2 protein-coding genes and 1 pseudogene are annotated in these 2944 nt (G+C 70.9%); 2 read left to right on the top strand and 1 reads right to left on the bottom strand.

Translation table 11 applies throughout. From position 1 onward, the window contains the following. Positions 1 to 138 precede the first annotated feature (138 nt). Positions 139 to 1227 (top strand): glycolate oxidase subunit GlcE, encoded by a 1089-nt coding sequence (glcE, locus tag ACK42S_RS16930; RefSeq protein ID WP_409710306.1) that lies wholly within the window; start codon positions 139 to 141, stop codon positions 1225 to 1227. 28 nt (positions 1228 to 1255) lie between these two features. Then, positions 1256 to 2500 (top strand): glycolate oxidase subunit GlcF, encoded by a 1245-nt coding sequence (gene glcF, locus ACK42S_RS16925; protein WP_409710304.1) that lies wholly within the window; start codon positions 1256 to 1258, stop codon positions 2498 to 2500. A 71-nt stretch (positions 2501 to 2571) separates the two neighbouring features. Here glcF and ACK42S_RS16920 read toward each other — a convergent pair. After that, positions 2572 to 2944 (bottom strand): annotated as a pseudogene (locus tag ACK42S_RS16920) (carbohydrate ABC transporter substrate-binding protein); the annotation flags it as partial.

Below are 2944 nucleotides of genomic sequence, written 5' to 3'. Positions count from 1 at the left end.
GGCCGAGCTGCTCAACCCCGGCAAGGTGGTGCCCACGCTGAACCGCTGTGCCGAGTACGGCAAGATGCACGTGCGCAAGGGCCTGCTGCCCTTCCCCGAGCTGGAACGCTTCTGACCCTCCTGCCCCCGTCCTTGCGCATGAACCCCGATCCCGTCCTCGACCGCCTGATCGACCAGGTGCGCGCCGCGCTGGCCGACGGCCGCCCCCTGGCCATCCAGGGCGGCCGCCCCAAGTCCTTCTACGGTGAACCCCTCGTGGGCGAGCCGCTTGAGCTGCGGCCGTTGGCCGGACTGTCCAGCTACGAGCCCACCGAACTCGTCGTCACCGCCCGCGCCGGCACGCCGCTGGACGAGCTGGAGGCCGCACTGGCCGAAAAAGGCCAATGCCTGCCCTTCGAGCCGCCACGCTTTGCCAGCGGCGGCACGGTGGGCGGCATGGTGGCCGCCGGCCTGTCAGGCCCCTCGCGGGCCGCAGTGGGCGCGGTGCGCGACTATGTGCTGGGCGCCACGATGCTCAACGGGCGGGCCCAGGTGCTGAGCTTTGGCGGCCAGGTGATGAAGAACGTGGCGGGCTACGACGTCTCCCGCCTGCTGGCAGGCTCGCTGGGCACGCTCGGGGTGATCCTCGAGGTCTCGCTGAAGGTGCTGCCGATCGCGCCGGCCACTGCCACCTTGCGCTTTGAGATGGACGAGGGCACGGCGCTGCAGCGGCTAAACGAATGGGCTGCGCAGCCCCTGCCCCTGAACGCGAGTGCCTGGTGGGACGGCACCCTGCTGTTGCGGCTGCGCGGCGCCCAGGCCGCAGTGGCCGCCGCCTGCCGGCAACTGGGCGGCGAACCGATCGCGGCGATGCAGGCCGCCCCCTTCTGGGAGGGCCTGCGCGACCAGCGGGACGAATTCTTCGTCAAGGCCCACGCCGCGGTGCAGACTGGCGCCAGCCTGTGGCGGCTGTCGGTGCCGCCGACGGCCGCCCCGCTGCGCCTGCCGGGCGAGCAGCTCATCGAATGGGGCGGCGGCCAGCGCTGGTGGTGCACACCGGCACCGGCGGCGGCCGTGCGCGAGGCCGCCGCCCGCGCCGGCGGCCACGCCACGCGCTTTCATGGCCCGCCGGACGGCCCGGTCTTCATGCCCCTGCCGCCGGTGCTGGAGCGGCTGCATCGCTCGCTCAAGGCGGCGTTCGACCCGCAAGGCCTGTTCAACCGCGGCCGCCTCACAAGCGGCCTGTGACCCTCGAGTCCCCTCCGAGCCTTTTCGCATGCAGACCCATCTCGCCCCCGAATTCCGCGACACGCCCGAGGGCCGGGAGGCCGAGGCCATCCTGCGCAAGTGCGTGCACTGCGGCTTTTGCACCGCCACCTGTCCCACCTACCAGTTGCTGGGCGACGAGCTCGACGGGCCGCGCGGGCGCATCTACCTGATGAAGCAGGTGCTCGAAGGCCAGAGCGTCACGCGCAAGACGCAGGTGCACCTGGACCGCTGCCTGACCTGCCGCAACTGCGAATCGACCTGCCCCTCGGGCGTGCAATACGGGCACCTGGTGGACATCGGCCGCCGGATCGTGGAGCAGCGTGTCGAGCGGCCCGCCGGCGAAAAGCTCGTGCGCACAGTGCTGCGCGAGGGGCTGACCTCGCGCCTGTTCGGTCCGGCGATGAAGCTGGGCCAGATGGTGCGCCCGCTGCTGCCCGGCGCGCTGAAGAACAAGGTGCCGCCGCGCGACACCCGCGCGCGCGCCCACCAGTGGCCCACGCGCACCCACGAGCGCAAGGTGCTGATGCTCACCGGCTGCGTGCAGCCGGCCATGATGCCCAACATCAACAGTGCCACCGCGCGCGTGCTGGACGCCGCCGGCGTGCAGACCCTGGTGGCCGATGGCGCGGGCTGCTGTGGCGCGATCCGCATGCACCTGAACGACCACGAGGGCGGACTGGCCGACATGCGCCGCAATGTCGATGCCTGGTGGCCGCTGGTCGAGCGCGGCGAGGTCGAGGCGATCGTGATGAACGCCTCGGGCTGCGGCGTGACGGTGAAGGAGTACGGCCACGCCCTGCAGCACGAGCCCGATTACGCCGAGCGCGCGAAAGCCATCAGCGCGCTCACGCGCGACCTGAGCGAGCTGCTGCCCGCCCTGGTGCCCGCGCTGAAGTCGCGCCTGCGGCGCGAGGTCGGCACCCGCAGGCTCGCCTTCCATCCGCCTTGCACGCTGCAGCACGGTCAGCAGTTGCGCGGCGGCGTCGAGCAGGTGCTGCGCGAACTGGGCTTCGAAGTGCAACTGCCCGCCGCCGAATCCCACCTGTGCTGCGGTTCGGCAGGCACCTATTCGGTGCTGCAGCCCGAGCTGGCCTACCAGCTTCGCGACCGCAAGCTCTCGCATCTGTTGCCACTGCAGGCCGAAGCCATCGTCTCGGCCAACATCGGCTGCATCCAGCACCTGCAGACGGGCACGATGACGCCGGTGCGGCACTGGATCGAGCTGGTTGACGAGGCACTGCACGGCCCATGAAGAAAAGGCCCTGCGGGCAGACGCCGCAGGGCCGCAAGACGAAGGGGCCTCGCAACCCCTTCCCCGCAAGCTCAGCGCACGCGGCCGGCGCGCCAGGCGGCGAGCAGCTTCTCGTACTCGATGGTCTCACCCTTGGGCTTCTCGTTGGCCAGCTTGGCCCACGGAGCCCCCTTGTCGCTCAGCCACTTCTTCGGATCTTCCTTCTTGTTGAGCTTGGGCGCACAACGGGCCATGCCGGCGCGCTCCAGGCGGGCCAGCACCTGGTCCATCTCCTCGGCCAGGTTGTCCATGGCCTGCTGCGGGGTCTTCTCGCCCGTCACGGCCACTGCCACGTTCTTCCACCACAGTTGTGCCAGCTTGGGATAGTCGGGCACGTTGGTGCCGGTGGGCGTCCAGGCCACGCGGGCCGGGCTGCGGTAGAACTCCACCAGGCCGCCCAGCTTG

It is taken from the genome of Caldimonas sp. (genome assembly GCF_046289365.1).
In the GTDB taxonomy this organism is placed as follows: domain Bacteria; phylum Pseudomonadota; class Gammaproteobacteria; order Burkholderiales; family Burkholderiaceae_C; genus Caldimonas.
Note: the sequence above shows the minus strand (reverse complement) of the source record. Positions and strands in the feature narration are given on the sequence as shown.

Excerpts from the sequence above, each read along its gene's own strand:
- glcE (WP_409710306.1), top strand. The coding sequence starts at position 139 with ATGAACCCCGATCCCGTCCTCGACCGCCTGATCGACCAGGTGCGCGCC.
- glcF (WP_409710304.1), top strand. The coding sequence starts at position 1,256 with ATGCAGACCCATCTCGCCCCCGAATTCCGCGACACGCCCGAGGGCCGG.